The sequence below is a fragment of the Lysinibacillus sp. JNUCC 51 genome, assembly GCF_015999525.1.
Taxonomy (GTDB): Bacteria; Bacillota; Bacilli; order Bacillales_A; family Planococcaceae; genus Lysinibacillus; species Lysinibacillus xylanilyticus.
Window position 1 is genome coordinate 1,929,344 of sequence record NZ_CP065545.1, and the last position, 13,984, is coordinate 1,943,327.

The window sequence follows — 13,984 nt, forward strand, 5'->3', positions numbered from 1 at the left end:
TATCTTATAAGAATATCTCGTCACAACTTAAGAATTTTATCATGTATATCGAGGGTTTACGTAGTACATCATTATCCCTGATCTTGACCTTCATCTAACATAAATTCAGTTACTTTCTTAAGGTCTTTATTTACATTAACTAAACATGTTTTTCCTCCATCATATTTAAAATAAAAATGATAGTACCAATCCTCTTTTGCATCTTTACCTGTATTTACTTCTTTACTTTGTGCTTCTGAAAATTCATAGCTTTTACCATCTAATATGTTATTCTCTTTAACAAAGTTAGTTGCTAAATTTTTAGCTTCATCATAAGAAAAATTCTTATAATTTTGATTTTTAGCTTCTCCTGGATGATACTGTAGACTTACTATCTTATTAGTTTCAGCGTCTAATACTGCAGTATATTGAATGGCTGTATTTCCGTTTATAAATTTACTATTTTTATTACTCCATCCTGTTATATAAAATTTGTGTCCGTCTATCTCATAAAACTCATTGTTTCTTTCATAAAAGTTTTTAGTATCTATTGTTTCATTAAAATTCTTTTGAAAAGCATTAAGTGCTACTTCTTTAAGTTTATTTTCTTTGTAACTTTCTTGTTCAACAGACTGTTCAGTCATTACTGTATTCTTTGGCACTATAGTACTTGATGCATGTGCAATAGCTGTAACACCTCCAGTACTCAATATCCCAACTAACGCTAATCCCAATATTTTCGTTGATTTCATAATATTTTTCCTCCTGTAATCGCAAGTTTTAAATTTGTTTTAATTCCTTGCTATAACTGAAGTATAGTAGATAAATCTTAAGAATCTCTTATTATAACTCTTAAGAAAATATAAATATTATTAGTATCAAAATGAGAAAGCGAATCATTAAGCTTATGTGCATTAACTATTCAACTTACCCCCTTGTTCAACTAAACTGCACACCTAGCCATCCATGAAGTGAAATAATCAGCACTTCACCACAGAAAATGAAAGATGATTAAGTTCTTTCATGGGAGTTGAGTAAAAAATAAGATCTGTCTAAACAGCTCAATATTTTTTAAGTAAGCACCCGGTAGTTTAAACGTAATTGTTCACAATCTATTCAACAAGCAGTATGCCTTTATTTAATTTAACAAATAAATGATAGGTAGATATAGTTTTAACAACCGATTCGAGATAAAATCGTGGTTTCCCAGTTCCTCCGAAATTAATCGAGTTTAACTTGAAAAGAATGATTTTGAATAAAGCATACACATATACAAGGCAAATAGTGCTTGTACCCTAGTACCGTCCATCAATTTCGTTCAGTTCATTCCTCATCCCCACCTTCCTTGAGTTTCTACACGTTATCAGGAAATACTGTCACAATCACACCATCCGTATTATTGCCCGATACCTCATAACGAAGATTGGCTGGTACATTAATAGTAGTATTCTCAGTAACAGGATAATAAAAGACCTCATATTTTTGACCATTTACAGTAGCAGAAATATGTTTTTGTTCTTTTAGATAGTCTAAATATTCCTCTAGAACAAAATTCATTTCTTTCATAATCGCACTATGTGGTAAACCAACATAGCGGATATGCCATGGTTCATTCATAATTCCCGTTATGTTCGTTTTATCCTCTGGATAACGTAGAGTAAACCCGTATTTCCAAGCGTTTTCTGCAATCCACTCTCCCTCTGGTGCTACCTCCATCTTCCCTTGGGTACTTCCCACATCAAGCGATAAACCTAAATTGTGTTCGCTGTAACCTGCTGGCAAGGCACGATTGGAACCCATTTCTTTATAAAGCTTATTTTGCTCATCAAATCCTCGATAACCACTAGTAATTAAGAAACTAGAAACTCCATCTTCTTCGGCATCAAGAACCATATTCGAAAATTTACTTGCTATATCTTCTGATAAATATGTTTCGCTATTAAACATTCTGTATCCTTTTACCAATTCATTGCGAGCATTTAAATTGATGACATCAGATTTTATACTTTCATTGTGAATTGGGTGCTGTCTGTTGACCAAAAGTAAATTTCCTTGATAAATTTGATCTACTGAAATATCTACTTTTTTTATATTTCCCGAAGACAACTTACCCTCCACTATACCATTCTCATTATAGGTATTTAACATTACACCTTTTTCACCTTGAAAGAACGGTACTATCTTAAAGGCTGTTACACCCAAACATATTGCAAAAATTAATAAAAAGCGCAACTTTTTCATTCTTAACTTCTCCCTTATTCTTCTTTACTTAAAAGATTAATCACCTAGTTGACGGACATGCCCGGCACACAAAAAGGGCCCCTTTCTTCAATAGGAGCCCACTAAATTAATTTATCCCACACATATCATTGGAGGAATTTTACTTTTTAAGATACTCATTGTTATTTTCTCTCTCTGCTCAAAGATACTACTCATAATATTCTTCTAATGTTAACCCTTCATTATATAACTCAGTGGCTAAATTTACCCCAACATAACGAATATGCCATGGTTCATATTTATAACCGGTAATATTATCTTTGTCTTTTGGAAAGCGAATGATATATCCAAATTTATGGGCGTTATCTTCAAGCCATGCTGCCTCTTCTGTATTTGCGAAACAGTCATCTGCTGCACAAGATCCATCGGATCCACTAACGTCAATTGCTAATCCTGATTGATGTTCGCTTGTTCCAGGAACAGCACTATATGTTTTTGCTTTTTCGATTCCATCTCGTTCAACATAATTATTAAATAGGGTTGTTTGAGTTTGAGAAGAACGATAGGCTGAAACACCTGCTAGATGAATATTCTGCTGATTCGCTGCATTGAACATTTTTTCGAGATACTTCGCTGCTTCTTCTCTCATCATTCTTTTTTCTATTTTTTCATCAAATATAAATGGAACATTTGGATAAACGAGATCTTTCGGTTCATAGCCTTCCGGAAAAGCATATTTTTTGTTGACAAGAACGGTGATACTTTCAGGATCAGCGACAGTGAGGAATTCCTGTTGTATTTGTTGTTTGTTTTGTTTATTTCCGAAACAGCCAGAAACAATTAGAATCATCATGAGTAGTGCAATTATGACTATTTTTTTTATCATATTTATATACCTCTTCTTATATTAGTAGTAAGAGCTCTTTCCGATAGAATTTCCGGTTGATCCAGATAACTGGGGGGATCTGTTGTATTTCCTATAGGAGATAGTCGCTTTTTGGCTCCCTCGCTCTTTTTATGTTTTACCTGTTTGGTCCAGTCCATTATCTGTAAAAAATGAGTGTTATTAGTAATGTTTTTTCTATATATTATCTTCCTTTCATCAAGATATTATTAATTATAAAAAAAATATATTAATAAAAACTAAGGAGATTTCTTAAGATTTAATGAAATTAAAGGGAGGTAGGATAATGAGAAGGAATATTTTTGACTGGATGTTTTACATCAGCAGGTAGCTTAGAAAGATTATGTTCAATTACTTTTTTCGAATATATTCACTATCTTCTTGATTCCATTGTTTAGTTATTAGCATAATTCTCCTCCTAATAGTCGCTGAATTAATATTTATTACTTTTGCTTGTTCAACTATCCTGCACCGTTAGTTCAATAAAGAAAAAAAGAGCTGCATTATGCAACTCAACGTCCTTCAAGTAAAGCACCCCGTTAGCCATCCATAAAGCGCGAAAATAAGCTCTTCACCACAGAAAATGAAAGATGGGATTAAGTTCTTTCATGGGAGTTGAATAAAGAAATATGCTATGTTAAAAGAAAAGGTTGATTTATAACGTTAATGAATCCGCTGTATATGCAAGTTTTTATTCAAAATATGATTCAGTGCAATTTCTTTTGAACAGCATTGAAAGCTTTGTTGTATCTAAGTTCAAACGATAGTGCATAAAAAGGTGTATATGAATGTAATACAGAAAAACACTTAATACATTGGTATGACAACGTTTTAAGTGTTTTATTTCGTCCCAAAACTTGTATTTGGGAACGTTTATTGGGTTTGTTTTGTATACTATATAAATCCTTATTGCACTAAAGCACTTGTTTAGTCCGCTATTTGATATACGTATTGTTTACAAGATCATCTTTAATGACCTCAGTAGGAATTATGAACTCCAAAGCGCCCATTGCTCCTGGTGCTACTTCGTATTTGTCAAAGCAAATGACCAACTTACCCTCGTTATTGATATAGAAACTTTGATTTCTATCGATTTTTACAAATGATACCTCTTCAGGCTTTTCAACAATCCCTGCTACCGAGTAGTAATTACTGCTATCTTTCTTATAATTTGCGATCATTTGCTCAGTGATATTGTTGCTGATGTTATAAATGTAGTTATCATCTTTGAAAAGGCTTGGTAATGTAATTAAAAGTTCATTCTTTTTATCTATCGTATCGAATTGTCTTGAGGAATAACCATTTGAAGTGCTGACTTCATAACGCTCTATAGCAAGGATTTGACCGTTGTCGGTTTTCACTTCATAACCTCCTTCGACTCCAATATGCCCTCCGCCCACGCTCTCAACATATTTCATATCTTCCTTGAAGGCTTCATATTGTGCTTGGGCTTCTACCATATATTTTTTATTCAAGTTTGCTTCAAAATCAGTGTTCTTCAATCCTTGTAAAGCCGGTACTTTGATATCTGCTTTATATGTTTCTTTATCTTCTTTAAATTCATGGAATGAAACAACTTCTGCTAGACTGCCAATGACAGGCACGTCTTTTACCGAAGCAGCAAAATGTTCACTCGTGTTCACACCTACTACAAAAAATAGTGCTGCTGCTGCTACTCCTGCAGAAAGTTTTTTAGACAATTTTTTATGATATTTCTTGTTCTTCATTTGCTGATTCACTCCTTCTTTTATTGCATGCCTAACAACAAAATCTAATTCCTCTGGAATAGGAATATTGTCATTTTCTTTTTTCATTTTTATTAATTTATCATCCATTTATTAATAATCCTCCTCAATCATATCGATGCGCAATATTTGTAACGCTTTGTACAACCTTCTTTTAACTGTACTGAGATTTTCGTTCAAAATCTCAGCAATTTCACCTAGTTTGAAGTCCTCGAAGTATCGGAGTATAATCACGCTACGGTACTGCTCGGGTAGTGCATTGAGTGAATTATTTAAATCAACATCTTCATATTTATCCATCATTCCTGTATCTAAGTTAGATAGTATCTCGTCATCTATAACAATATTTTTTTTCTGCTTTCTAAGCAGATCAAGGGCCGTATTTACGACAATTCGATAGAACCATGTTCTGATATACTCAGGATTTTTCAAAGAATTCATATTAGAGTAAGCTTTTTTAATGGCATCATGCACCACATCAAGTGCATCTTCCCGATTTCGCACATATTGGTAAGCCACTCTGTAGTATTTTTCTTGATTCTGCATCACAAAATCTGTGATGTATGTTCCTAAATCTGTTTTATTCATTTTTTTCAATCTCTCCTTAAGAAAAAAACATTGTAAGCGTACTCTATAACTATTGACGTATAGCTAATTTAGAAAGTTATCAGATACAAATAAAAATATAACAATTTTAATAATCTTCTTTTGCTACCTTACGGATTATTATTTATGAATCTCCAAAGAATAAAAAAGGTAGCAACATTTACTGCTGCTACCTAGATACTTAACTATATATCAATAACCTATTAAAGATCTCCTCGATTAGTTGAAGAAAAAAAGTCCCCAAAGCATCGTTTTGGGAACCTTTCATTAAAGAATGTTATTCAATAATATGGCCGATTGTTGAACAACAAGTTAAACAACACTCTTCTACTAAACTGCCACGTCAGTTGAATAGCAACAATCTTTTCGAAAATAGCCAAAATAAAAAACGCCAACTTGATAGCTGGCGTTAACATTTTGTGGCTGAATCCTAAGTGATTGATCCAATAGTTCATGCAGAGACTAATAAATCATTTTATTTCCTCAGCTTCTCATCCTTAATTGACGTCGTTTTGTAAAACATCTTGAAGGACGTTTTTCAGCTGCATATACTGCTGCTCTGTAATATTCAATTGCTTCATTACTTGACGTGACACTTCAGGTAGCTTTTGGCGTACTTCAATTCCTGCTTTTGTTAAATAGATTTGCATTTGTCGCTCGTCTTCCTTGGAACGCTCACGAAGGACGTAGCCTGTTGCCTCTAACTTTTTTAGTACTGGTGTTAATGTACCGGAGTCTAAAAATAAACGTTTCCCCAATTCCTTCACCGTAATTTGCTCATCTTCCTCTAGGGCTAGTATGGCAATATACCCTGTATAAGTTAAATCGTATGGCTTTAATAACATCGTATATTGTCGAATGATTTCCTTTGAAGTCGCATACAAAAGAAAGCATAGTTGATTATCTAAATGATTCGGCATAGGAATCCCCTCTTAAAGTACTTTTGATACTAATATTAAAAATAAAATTTCTACTTGTCAAACACAATTAAATTGCATACAATCTATTATACACAATTGAATTGTACACAATCTAATTTAACGGTGCCACATAAAAGGAGGTTAATCTTATGAAAGAATTATATACAACAACAATGATTAATAATGGTGGCAGAAATGGTAAATCGTATGCAGAAGATCAATCGTTATCATTAAATATTGCACCACCTGGATCGAAATTAGCGGATGTTACAAACCCCGAACAACTATTTGCAGCAGGTTATAGCGCTTGTTTCAATAGCGCGTTAGATTTAATTAAACGTCAAAAGAAAATTCAAGGGGCATCAACAATTAAAGCAACGGTTAAACTAATGGAGCAAGCTGCATTTGACTACGTGCTTGCTGTTGACATTGAAGGACATATTGAAGGCTTATCGATTGAAGAAGCACAGCAATTATTAGAAATTACACATACCGTTTGTCCATATTCAAAAGCGACTATGGGCAATATCAACGTAACAATTAAAGCTGTTTAATTTATATTTAGTAAAAGAGGGGAATAACATGACAACAACTAAACCAGTAAAACAAATTATGCACGAGCGTAAATCGGTTCGTAAATACAATCCTAACACAACGATTTCTCGTGAAACGATTATGCAACTGTTAGAAGATGCAACTTCATCCCCATCTTCAAGTAATATGCAGCCATGGCGCTTTATCGTAATCGATGATAAAGAAATCCAAAAGAACATTAATATTTTTTCATTTAATCAAGAACAAATCGAAACAGCATCTGCCATTATCGCTGTCATTGGAGATACAGAAATGTATCTAAATGCAGAGGAAATTTATGCAAAAAATGTTGAGCTAGGTTATATGCCAGAAGAAATTGCAAGTAAGCTTGCCCAGGATTCTCTAGCAATGTATGGTGCGATTCCAAAAAAAGCGCTACTAAATATCGTTCACTTTGACGCAGGCTTTATTTCAATGCAAATTATGCTATTAGCGAAGGAAATGGGCTATGATACAGTCGCAATGGGTGGCTTTGACAAATCAAAATTCGCTGAATATATGGAATTACCATCAAATGAAGTGCCTATTTTATTACTAGCGATTGGCGAAGCAGCTGGACCAGCTTATGGTTCTTCACGTCTTCCAATTGAGCGCCTTGTACGCTTCAATAAATAACTATATCGGTTGTACGAACTATTTTGGCAATGTCCCTTGAGAGGACATTGCTTTTTTATAAATAGAAAAGAACAGTGATGAAAAAATGAACCCTGGTCTTTTGCTTAAGCGAGGTGAGGTAAATGGAATACACATTTGGATCAACTGAAGAACTTCTAGAATTTCTAAATGAAGAATTGTTATCTGCAGCCGAAGCAGCTGAGGTATTGGAAATATCGAAAGTTAGGTTAGGAAAATTAGTAAAAGACGGAAAGTTAATAGCAGCTAAAGAGCAACCTAAAATGTTCTTAAAAAGCATGCTTATAGAGAAAAAAGATGAACTTGAAGCACTACGTAAAAAGTTTAGACCGTATGATGAATAAACAAAAAAAGCCAGGTACTCACCTTTTAATGAGCGCCTGGTTCTTTTATTATGGTTGGTAGAATTTAATCTTTAATTTGAAGCTTGTGTTTTCTTAAACGTTGAAATCAAAGCCACACCAGCTAATGACACAATACCTAAGAAGAATAATAAAAACCCAATTGGAATTAAGAAGAAAGGTTCTTCTAAAGTGCCATCTATAGCTACTTTACTTCCAATGATAGCTTTTGCGATTAAACAGATTACTCCTAAAAGTATTGGTGTAGATGCGATTACATATTTCATTTTCATAATATTTTCCTCCATAAAGTTAGTTTATTTATTTTTTATATTCCAAGATATCACCTGGTTGGCAGTCTAATACTTCACATATTTTTTCTAATGTTGAAAACTTGATTGCTTTTGCTTTTCCATTTTTTAAAATTGAGACGTTTGCCATTGTGATACCAAGTTTTTCTGATAGTTCTGTAACACTCATTTTCCTTTTAGCTAGCATTACATCAAGATTAACTATGATGCCCATGTCACACCTCAAATCGTTAATTCGTTATCCTCTTTAATCTCACTAGCTTTACCCATTAAATAAGAAAGTAAAGAAGTAAATACAGAAATAACTACTGCAAAAAATAGTATTAGCAAAAGAATCATTAAAAGATTAGTATTGTAGTTCCCACTAATAAATACATAAAGTAGTGCAATAACATATAAAACTCCCTCTATCATTGCTAAAACACTTATACGCATTAACCTTTTTGCATTTTTTAATGTAAAATCGTTGCCTAAATTAATGTCTGAACAGATACTCCAGCCTATACATAAAGCATAAAAGTAAGGAATACCAGTTATCCAAATAAATGCAATAAAAGGTTTATATAATTCTTTTAAGGAATGAGCATCTGACAATATATGCTTCCCTGTTTCTGGTCCAACATAGATACAGAACAATAAACCAAATACCCAGCAGAAAAGAATAATTATTTTTAACCACTTTGCTAATTCTTTATGTTTCATAATTCACCGCCTTCTCAACTTTCTTATGTTAGAATAATCGATGGAACATCCTTAGTCAATATTTTTTTATCGTAAAACAATATATTTTTATTAATTTACTATAAATAACTTTAAAAAAGCCCAGGCTCAAAATTAATTGAGTACATGAGCTTGTGAGACATTTATAGATTAACATTTCATACTTCATGCCATTCTGTTAATACTCTAATAAAATAATCATCTATATCGTATTTTTCCCTATCTTCAACTAACTTTCTTGCTTGTTCACCGTAATAACCTGATTCTATTAATAAATCTAATTCTTCTGCTGCTTCATTAAACTCTAAATATTTTTTAAAATTGCCTTTCAATAATCACACCAATTGTAACGGAATTGGTAATCATATCCCAACAACACAAAACTGACAACGTAAAAAACACCTACCGAAGTAAGTGTTTTAAAGTTAAATTTCGTATCGATATATACTGTAGGTTCTAATCCGAATAAATTAATTTTCCGTCCAATAAGGTATAAAGTTTGTATCCTACTTCATTTAGATAAACAACACCATTACAATTGAACGTACCAGGGATGTTATTGGTATCCACACACCAAAACAATGATTAGCTATAGAACCATTCTAGTGGATGAGCAACTAGAGACATATTTAAAAAGGTGTAAAAAAGTATTATTTAAAAACGTTTAGAAACTACAAGACGATTTATCATAAGATGATACGTTTATATTTATATTTGAACATGCTGCAGATACGATTGCTCCAACAAGTCCTATCTATTCTTTCAATAAAATTTTAGATCGGACTGGACTCCCTAAAATGATTATGGATGTATACGGTCATGTTTTAAAGGAATTTGGAAGCTGAATCTGTTTCGTTATTTAGTCATACTTAACAGGCTAGTGGGGCTAAAATTGAGGCTAATCATTAACAAATATGGCTGGAACCATTGCTATAACAAGATTCCCTAACCACATTATGCTATACTATTTCTATTATCGAAATATTAGAAAAGAGGGATGCTAGATGACAAATTTACAGCAATTAGATGCTTATTTCACAGAACATCGCGAAGCACACTTAAATGAATTAAATGAATTTTTACGTATTCCAAGTATAAGTTCTTTATCAGAGCATAAAGGAGATATACAAAATGCCGCCGAGTGGCTAGCAAACGCTTTTAAGAAGCTAAATCTTGAGAATGTCTCTATTACGCAAACTGCAGGTCACCCTGTTGTTTATGCTGATTGGTTACACGCAGAGGATAAACCAACTATTCTATTTTACGGTCATTATGATGTACAGCCGGTTGACCCATTAAATTTATGGGAAACTGAGCCATTCAATCCTACAATCCGAGATAACAAACTATTCGCTCGTGGTGCTAGTGACGATAAAGGGCAAGTGTTTATGCACTTAAAAATGATTGAAGCATTATTTGCGACAACTGGCACCTTACCAGTGAACGTGAAATTCATCTATGAAGGTGAAGAAGAGATTGGTAGTCCTAACCTTCCTTCCTATGTTGAAGAGAATAAAGACAAACTAGCTGCTGACTTAATTTTGATTTCTGATACAGGTTTATATGGTCCTGGCAAGCCTGCTGTATGTTATGGATTACGTGGCTTAACGGGTGTCCAAATTGATGTTCGTGGTGCAAAAGGTGACCTTCACTCTGGTCTTTACGGTGGCGGTGTACAAAACGCTATTCATGCATTAGCTGACATTTTAGCGTCCTTCCGCGATGAGCATGGCACAATTCAAGTTGAGGGCTTCTACGATAAAGTTTTACCATTATCTGAAGAGGAACGCGAAGCTTACCGTGCTCTTGATTTTGATGAAGAATCCGTGAAGGAAGAAGTTGGCGTGAAGGAATTATTCGGTGAAGCTGGGTATTCCTATCTAGAACGCACTTGGGCACGCCCAACATTAGAAGTCAATGGTGTGTTCGGTGGCTTCTCTGGTGAAGGCATTAAAACAGTGCTTCCTGCTGAGGCTGGCGCAAAAATCACATGCCGTCTTGTGCCAAATCAAGAGCCTGATGAAATTGTAGCACTTTTAAAAGCACATATTGAAAAACATAAGCCAACTGGCGTTGAAGTGACTATCTCTGAATTCGATAAAGGTCGTCCATTCTTAACACCATTTGATCATCCATTTATCCAAGCTGCTGGTCGCTCATACGAAAAAGTATATAATGTGCCAACTGCTTATACACGTGGAGGCGGATCAATCCCTATCGTAGCCGCCTTTGATGAAATTTTAGAATTGCCAGTAGTGCTAATGGGCTTCGGCTTATCAAGCGAAAACTTCCATGCACCAAATGAACACTTCCATTTAGAAAACTTCGATAAAGGCTTACGCGTTTTAAGCGATTATCTATTCGAGGTAGCTAAATTAGAAAAATAGAAAAACAAATCCCCTCGTTTTAAAAAATAACGAGGGGATTTTACTATGCTATTCTCCAAAAATCGTAACGATATCTGCTGATTTTTTTCGTTCTTTCCCTTTTGGTACTTCATCAAAATAACCAACTTGTAGCATCGCGATCACACGCTCACCCGGTTGAACCTTTAGAGCTTCACGGAATCTTGGGTTATCTAGGAACCCAGGTGTTTTCCAACATGAGCCGATTCCTCTATCCCAAGCTAGCAATTGCATATTTTGAATAAAAATACTTGCCGCTGCGTAATCTTCTAACCGCTCTTTTTGTCGAGCATCCTCTGGAACGATGACAAAAGCATAGCCACCCGGTAATGTAAATTTCGTCATTTGCTTCGCTAAATCTTCACTTGAAAGGTCCTGCCATTTCGGTATCGTTAGATCACGCAATAAATTATGAAGAGCATCTAACTCCTTACCACATGCAACGACTATACGCCAAGGCTCTCGATTTCCATGATTCGGTGCCCACACTGCATCGTCAACAATAGCTAATAAATCTTCACGATCCACCGGCTGCCCATTAAACTTTTTAATAGAACGACGCTCAATAATAGCATCCCTAACAGATAAAAATTGTTCGCTCATTTACTCTAATCTCCTTCTATAACACTACAATAATTAAGATTTATCTTCATTCAGCAAAATGTTTTTGTAACAAAAGTGAAGCGACAGTTACAGAAGACTGCCTTCTCTGAAGGTGGGGTGTCCGAACACCTACTGTAATGAAGATAAAGCCCCGGCGAATGTCACGGATTTTGAATTGTGCGTGCATAATTCAAAATCCGTACTCTACGCTAAGGCGAAATTGATTATCTTCTATATCTTTCACATTATCACAAATTGATGAGCTTTAACACTGCTATCACTTAAGCAAAGCTATCTTCTATATGAATATAATGATAAGTCATGCTTGGCGTATAAGCCGTTGAATCTTCATAAAAATATGGTCGATTAATACTATCTGAAGTGTGTGCGTTAACATATGGAATACCATTTTGGATACTTGTCACAATTACGGAATGGTCAACTCTTCCATCCCCTTGGAAATCATAAAAAATGACATCTCCAAGTTCTAATTCTTCGGCAGATTGTACACGCCTACCCCTCAATCCTGTTGTAGAGCCTTCCAAATACCATCTAAGGGAATGTGCAACAGACCAGCTAAAACTCCAATTTCCATGTTGAACCCACCAACCTTTCCCTCTGTTTGGAGCACCACGCATTGGTGCTCCTCCAGCAAGTAAACATTGAGATATATAGTTCGTACAATCAACAGTAAAATTCGGAAATGCTGGATTACGCCTGTTCCACCACAAGTTCGCATACTGCACAGCGGCCTGTCTGTTATACATTTTTGCCACGCTTCCCCTCCTTAAATTCAACATATGTATAATGAGTGGTTTCTATTAGCTAGGTCCTTATTCATAAAAATGTCGAATGTGGTCTTAATTGGCACTAACTTTGCCAATTTTAAGATTGTTTTTGCTACAATAAGGGTACAGAATTATAGATTTTATTTTATGAACCAGAAGGGATGTTGAAATTGAAGCAGCATGCTGAGAAAGAAATTATACAACCTACTCTTTTATGCGATAAAAAAGGTAATTTAAATCCAGCTGCCATCGGATTTGCACGTAAACCTCTCATAAACAGCAATTTAAGTGGCCATATCATGCGCAAAAAGAAATGGAATTATTGGTGTGTCTACGGTGATGAGATCATCTTCTCAGCTACTATTAGCCATCTAGACTACGCAGCGGTCTGCTTCGTCTATTTCCTTGAATTTGAAACACAGCGCTACTTTGAAAAAACAATTACAATCCCATTGGGTGGAAAGTTAAAAATGCCTACGCAAGTGCTAGATTCAGTATCCTTCAAAAATAGTGAAATGATGATTGATATGACATATGTACAAAATGAAACACATCTATCAGTTTCGATCCCAGACTTCGATGGAGATGTTTTACGTGCAAAACTTGTCATTCAACATCCTCCTACAGATGAATCATTGAATGTAGTCATCCCTTGGAACCGTAAAACATTCCAATTTACAGGTAAGCATCATACGCTCCCTACTTCTGGGTTTGTGACAATCGGGAATCGCCGCTTCACATTTTCCCCTGAGGAAAACTTCTCTGTACTAGAATTTAGTCGTGGAGTTTGGCCTCGTACATTTACATGGAATTGGGGAATGGCGTCACAGCGAGTTCGAGGTAGACGAATCGGACTCAATTTAGGTGGTAAATGGACAGACGGAACAGGAATGACCGAAAATGCTGTTTTCGTTGAAGGAAAAATGACAAAAATACATGAGGATGTACTGTTCAATTATAATCAAGAGGATTTAATGCAACGATGGAAAATTAAAACTAAATTCACTAACCAAGTTTCATTAACATTCTCCCCATTTTACGAGCGTGTATCCGTCACAAAAGCTGGTCTCATAAAATCTGAAGTACATCAAATGTTTGGCTACTACGACGGCTCTGTATTACTAGACAATGGCGAAACACTTGTAATCAAACAAATGCTAGGCAGTATCGAAGAAAATCGCGTAAAATGGTAAGATTTTAAAAATTTAATTGCTA

The 13,984-nt window shown here is 34.8% G+C and carries 17 protein-coding genes; 5 read left to right on the top strand and 12 right to left on the bottom strand.

All coding sequences use genetic code 11. The features are described from left to right. Window positions 1-71 precede the first annotated feature (71 nt). The 6 genes from JNUCC51_RS09390 to JNUCC51_RS09415 all read right to left on the bottom strand — a co-directional run bounded on the left by JNUCC51_RS09390 (window position 72) and on the right by JNUCC51_RS09415 (window position 6,374). Window positions 72-731 (bottom strand): hypothetical protein, encoded by a 660-nt coding sequence (locus JNUCC51_RS09390; protein ID WP_337991764.1) that lies wholly within the window; start codon window positions 729-731, stop codon window positions 72-74. Between the two features lie 601 nt (window positions 732-1,332). Beyond that, window positions 1,333-2,220: a VanY-A/VanY-F/VanY-M family D-Ala-D-Ala carboxypeptidase gene (vanY, locus tag JNUCC51_RS09395; protein WP_337991765.1), complete on the bottom strand. Its 888-nt coding sequence runs from the start codon at window positions 2,218-2,220 to the stop codon at window positions 1,333-1,335. A 187-nt stretch (window positions 2,221-2,407) separates the two neighbouring features. Beyond that, complete coding sequence (locus JNUCC51_RS09400; protein WP_337991766.1) at window positions 2,408-3,085, bottom strand: M15 family metallopeptidase; 678 nt, start codon at window positions 3,083-3,085, stop codon at window positions 2,408-2,410. 953 nt (window positions 3,086-4,038) lie between these two features. Further along, the gene (rsiV, locus tag JNUCC51_RS09405; RefSeq protein WP_337991767.1) at window positions 4,039-4,938 is read right to left on the bottom strand and encodes an anti-sigma-V factor RsiV; all 900 of its coding nucleotides are present in this window, start codon (window positions 4,936-4,938) and stop codon (window positions 4,039-4,041) included. 3 nt (window positions 4,939-4,941) lie between these two features. After that, the gene (sigV, locus tag JNUCC51_RS09410) at window positions 4,942-5,436 is read right to left on the bottom strand and encodes an RNA polymerase sigma factor SigV (RefSeq protein WP_337991768.1); all 495 of its coding nucleotides are present in this window, start codon (window positions 5,434-5,436) and stop codon (window positions 4,942-4,944) included. Between the two features lie 515 nt (window positions 5,437-5,951). After that, window positions 5,952-6,374, bottom strand: coding sequence for a MarR family winged helix-turn-helix transcriptional regulator (locus tag JNUCC51_RS09415; protein ID WP_337991769.1), 423 nt, complete (start codon window positions 6,372-6,374; stop codon window positions 5,952-5,954). 149 nt (window positions 6,375-6,523) lie between these two features. Here JNUCC51_RS09415 and JNUCC51_RS09420 point away from each other — a divergent pair, with 149 nt between their 5' ends. From JNUCC51_RS09420 to JNUCC51_RS09430, 3 genes are all read left to right on the top strand, one after another. Next, window positions 6,524-6,928 (top strand): Ohr family peroxiredoxin, encoded by a 405-nt coding sequence (locus tag JNUCC51_RS09420; protein ID WP_049667871.1) that lies wholly within the window; start codon window positions 6,524-6,526, stop codon window positions 6,926-6,928. A gap of 28 nt (window positions 6,929-6,956) precedes the next feature. After that, window positions 6,957-7,583, top strand: coding sequence for a nitroreductase family protein (locus JNUCC51_RS09425; protein WP_337991770.1), 627 nt, complete (start codon window positions 6,957-6,959; stop codon window positions 7,581-7,583). 122 nt (window positions 7,584-7,705) lie between these two features. Beyond that, on the top strand, window positions 7,706-7,945 hold the full coding sequence (locus JNUCC51_RS09430) for a DNA-binding protein (RefSeq protein WP_337991771.1): 240 nt from the start codon (window positions 7,706-7,708) through the stop codon (window positions 7,943-7,945). A gap of 71 nt (window positions 7,946-8,016) precedes the next feature. On the opposite strand, the gene JNUCC51_RS09435 is transcribed toward JNUCC51_RS09430, so the two are convergent. From JNUCC51_RS09435 to JNUCC51_RS09450, 4 genes are all read right to left on the bottom strand, one after another. Further along, the gene (locus tag JNUCC51_RS09435) at window positions 8,017-8,235 is read right to left on the bottom strand and encodes a DUF3955 domain-containing protein (RefSeq protein ID WP_337991772.1); all 219 of its coding nucleotides are present in this window, start codon (window positions 8,233-8,235) and stop codon (window positions 8,017-8,019) included. Between the two features lie 28 nt (window positions 8,236-8,263). Beyond that, window positions 8,264-8,467: a helix-turn-helix domain-containing protein gene (locus JNUCC51_RS09440; protein ID WP_049667274.1), complete on the bottom strand. Its 204-nt coding sequence runs from the start codon at window positions 8,465-8,467 to the stop codon at window positions 8,264-8,266. An 8-nt stretch (window positions 8,468-8,475) separates the two neighbouring features. Beyond that, the gene (locus JNUCC51_RS09445) at window positions 8,476-8,955 is read right to left on the bottom strand and encodes a DUF2975 domain-containing protein (protein WP_337991773.1); all 480 of its coding nucleotides are present in this window, start codon (window positions 8,953-8,955) and stop codon (window positions 8,476-8,478) included. A gap of 176 nt (window positions 8,956-9,131) precedes the next feature. Then, window positions 9,132-9,305, bottom strand: coding sequence for a hypothetical protein (locus tag JNUCC51_RS09450; RefSeq protein ID WP_337991774.1), 174 nt, complete (start codon window positions 9,303-9,305; stop codon window positions 9,132-9,134). A gap of 672 nt (window positions 9,306-9,977) precedes the next feature. Here JNUCC51_RS09450 and JNUCC51_RS09455 point away from each other — a divergent pair. Further along, window positions 9,978-11,360: a dipeptidase gene (locus JNUCC51_RS09455; RefSeq protein ID WP_337991775.1), complete on the top strand. Its 1,383-nt coding sequence runs from the start codon at window positions 9,978-9,980 to the stop codon at window positions 11,358-11,360. A gap of 48 nt (window positions 11,361-11,408) precedes the next feature. Here the strand turns inward: JNUCC51_RS09455 and JNUCC51_RS09460 are convergent, their stop codons facing one another. Both JNUCC51_RS09460 and JNUCC51_RS09465 read right to left on the bottom strand, forming a co-directional pair. Then, window positions 11,409-11,981 carry a nitroreductase family protein gene (locus JNUCC51_RS09460; RefSeq protein WP_337991776.1) on the bottom strand — a complete coding sequence of 191 codons (573 nt, stop codon included), beginning with the start codon at window positions 11,979-11,981 and terminating at the stop codon, window positions 11,409-11,411. Between the two features lie 281 nt (window positions 11,982-12,262). Beyond that, complete coding sequence (locus tag JNUCC51_RS09465) at window positions 12,263-12,757, bottom strand: amidase domain-containing protein (protein WP_337991777.1); 495 nt, start codon at window positions 12,755-12,757, stop codon at window positions 12,263-12,265. Window positions 12,758-12,939: 182 nt separating this feature from the next. On the opposite strand from JNUCC51_RS09465, the gene JNUCC51_RS09470 reads away from it, so the two are divergent. Next, the gene (locus JNUCC51_RS09470; protein WP_337991778.1) at window positions 12,940-13,962 is read left to right on the top strand and encodes a DUF2804 domain-containing protein; all 1,023 of its coding nucleotides are present in this window, start codon (window positions 12,940-12,942) and stop codon (window positions 13,960-13,962) included. The last annotated feature ends 22 nt before the right edge of the window (window positions 13,963-13,984 follow it).

Excerpts from the sequence above, each read along its gene's own strand:
- JNUCC51_RS09390 (WP_337991764.1), bottom strand. The coding sequence starts at position 731 with ATGAAATCAACGAAAATATTGGGATTAGCGTTAGTTGGGATATTGAGT.
- vanY (WP_337991765.1), bottom strand. The coding sequence starts at position 2,220 with ATGAAAAAGTTGCGCTTTTTATTAATTTTTGCAATATGTTTGGGTGTA.
- JNUCC51_RS09400 (WP_337991766.1), bottom strand. The coding sequence starts at position 3,085 with ATGATAAAAAAAATAGTCATAATTGCACTACTCATGATGATTCTAATT.
- rsiV (WP_337991767.1), bottom strand. The coding sequence starts at position 4,938 with ATGGATGATAAATTAATAAAAATGAAAAAAGAAAATGACAATATTCCT.
- sigV (WP_337991768.1), bottom strand. The coding sequence starts at position 5,436 with ATGAATAAAACAGATTTAGGAACATACATCACAGATTTTGTGATGCAG.
- JNUCC51_RS09415 (WP_337991769.1), bottom strand. The coding sequence starts at position 6,374 with ATGCCGAATCATTTAGATAATCAACTATGCTTTCTTTTGTATGCGACT.
- JNUCC51_RS09420 (WP_049667871.1), top strand. The coding sequence starts at position 6,524 with ATGAAAGAATTATATACAACAACAATGATTAATAATGGTGGCAGAAAT.
- JNUCC51_RS09425 (WP_337991770.1), top strand. The coding sequence starts at position 6,957 with ATGACAACAACTAAACCAGTAAAACAAATTATGCACGAGCGTAAATCG.
- JNUCC51_RS09430 (WP_337991771.1), top strand. The coding sequence starts at position 7,706 with ATGGAATACACATTTGGATCAACTGAAGAACTTCTAGAATTTCTAAAT.
- JNUCC51_RS09435 (WP_337991772.1), bottom strand. The coding sequence starts at position 8,235 with ATGAAAATGAAATATGTAATCGCATCTACACCAATACTTTTAGGAGTA.
- JNUCC51_RS09440 (WP_049667274.1), bottom strand. The coding sequence starts at position 8,467 with ATGGGCATCATAGTTAATCTTGATGTAATGCTAGCTAAAAGGAAAATG.
- JNUCC51_RS09445 (WP_337991773.1), bottom strand. The coding sequence starts at position 8,955 with ATGAAACATAAAGAATTAGCAAAGTGGTTAAAAATAATTATTCTTTTC.
- JNUCC51_RS09455 (WP_337991775.1), top strand. The coding sequence starts at position 9,978 with ATGACAAATTTACAGCAATTAGATGCTTATTTCACAGAACATCGCGAA.
- JNUCC51_RS09460 (WP_337991776.1), bottom strand. The coding sequence starts at position 11,981 with ATGAGCGAACAATTTTTATCTGTTAGGGATGCTATTATTGAGCGTCGT.